The sequence below is a fragment of the Streptomyces sp. NPDC006265 genome (genome assembly GCF_040613555.1).
Lineage (GTDB): Bacteria > Actinomycetota > Actinomycetes > Streptomycetales > Streptomycetaceae > Streptomyces.
The window spans coordinates 1-1,440 of sequence record NZ_JBEXSH010001398.1; the positions used below are offsets into that span (position 1 = coordinate 1).

Annotated in this window: 1 protein-coding gene and 1 pseudogene; both read left to right on the plus strand. The window is 71.3% G+C overall.

Features of this window, described 5'->3' with window-relative positions; all coding sequences use genetic code 11:
• Positions 1 to 80, plus strand: a pseudogene (locus ABZ281_RS49245) (cupin); the annotation flags it as partial.
• A 60-nt stretch (positions 81 to 140) separates the two neighbouring features.
• Positions 141 to 1,385 (plus strand): ABC transporter substrate-binding protein, encoded by a 1,245-nt coding sequence (locus tag ABZ281_RS49250; protein WP_356665359.1) that lies wholly within the window; start codon positions 141 to 143, stop codon positions 1,383 to 1,385.
• Positions 1,386 to 1,440 lie beyond the last annotated feature (55 nt).

Consider the following 1,440-nt stretch of genomic DNA (forward strand, 5'->3'; position numbering starts at 1 on the left):
GGCTCGGCGGCTTCGGCATGTGCGGCCGGCGCGACGAGTACGCGCTGCCGGGCACCACGCTGCCCCACCAGGAGGAGTAGCGGCGGCAAGGGGGGACCGGGGGGTCTCAGCCGATCTCCGAGGAGAGGAGTGACCTCGGCATGCCCGGACACAGGACAAAGGGGTTCTGCGCGTCGGCCGCCGCACTGGCACTGTGCGCCGTGCTGGCGGGCTGCGGAGGATCCGGGGAGTCCGCCGGCGGCGGCAAGGTCGTGCTGCGCTACACGTGGTGGGGCAACCCCGACCGCGCGGAACGCACCGAGCAGGCCGTCGCGCTGTTCGAGAAACAGCACCCGGACGTCGACGTGACGACGTCGTTCTCCGGCTACGACGCCTACAAGCAGAAGCTCGCCATCCAGGCCGCCGGCGGCGACGCCCCCGACGTGATGCAGCTGGACTACCGCCAGATCGACCAGTACGCCTCCGGCGGCGTCCTGCTGGACCTGGCGAAGCAGAAGTCCGTCCTGCGCACCTCCGAGATCGACCGGGGCCTGCTCGCCACCGGCCGCGTCGACGACGTCCAGTACGCGATCCCGCAGGGCCGCGGCACCGAGACCGTCGCCTACGACGTGCGGACCTGGAAGAAGTCGGGCGTCCCGCTGCCCGGCAAGAGCTGGACCTGGAGCCGGTGGGCGGACACCATGCGCGCCCTCGCGAAGAAGACCGGCAAGTCCGGGGCGACCGACCCCGGCCAGAGCGAGGACGCCTTCGAGGTCTGGCTGCGAGGCCAGGGCAAGGCCCTCTACACGAAGGGCGGCGGACTCGGCTTCACCGCAGCCGACCTCACCCGCTGGTGGACCTTCACCGACACGCTGCGCCGCGAGGGCGCAGTCTCGCCCGCCGAGCAGACCACCCAGCTCGACGGCTCCGTGGAGAACACCCCGCTGGGGCGCGGCAAGTCCGTCACCGACGCCAACTGGGACGCCCCGGCCAGCGGATTTCTCGCCCTCGTACCGACCGGCGTCGCGCTCGCCCCCATGCCGTCCGGCGAGGACGGCACACCCGGCCAGTACTTCAAGCCGTCCATGTTCCTGGGCGTTTCGGCCCACACCGGCCACCCGAAGGAGGCGGCTCAGCTCGTCGACTTCATGATCAACGACCGGGAGGCCGCGAAGATCCTCGGAGCGAGCCGCGGCATCCCCGTCAACGAGACGATCCGTGCCGAGACCGGCCCGCAGCTCAAGGACTTCGACAAGACCATCGCCGGCTTCCAGGCGTCCCTGGAGGGCAAGCTCAAGGACCCGCCCCAGGCGCCGCCCTCGGGCGACAACGCCCTGCAGAGCACCTTCCAGCGCGACGCTCGAGCAGGGGGTACCCCCACTCGCCGCACCGGACAAAAGCCCTAGTAGCTCCGCTACGAGGGCTTCCGCCCGGCACGCCCGAGCCCGCCGATGGTGATCC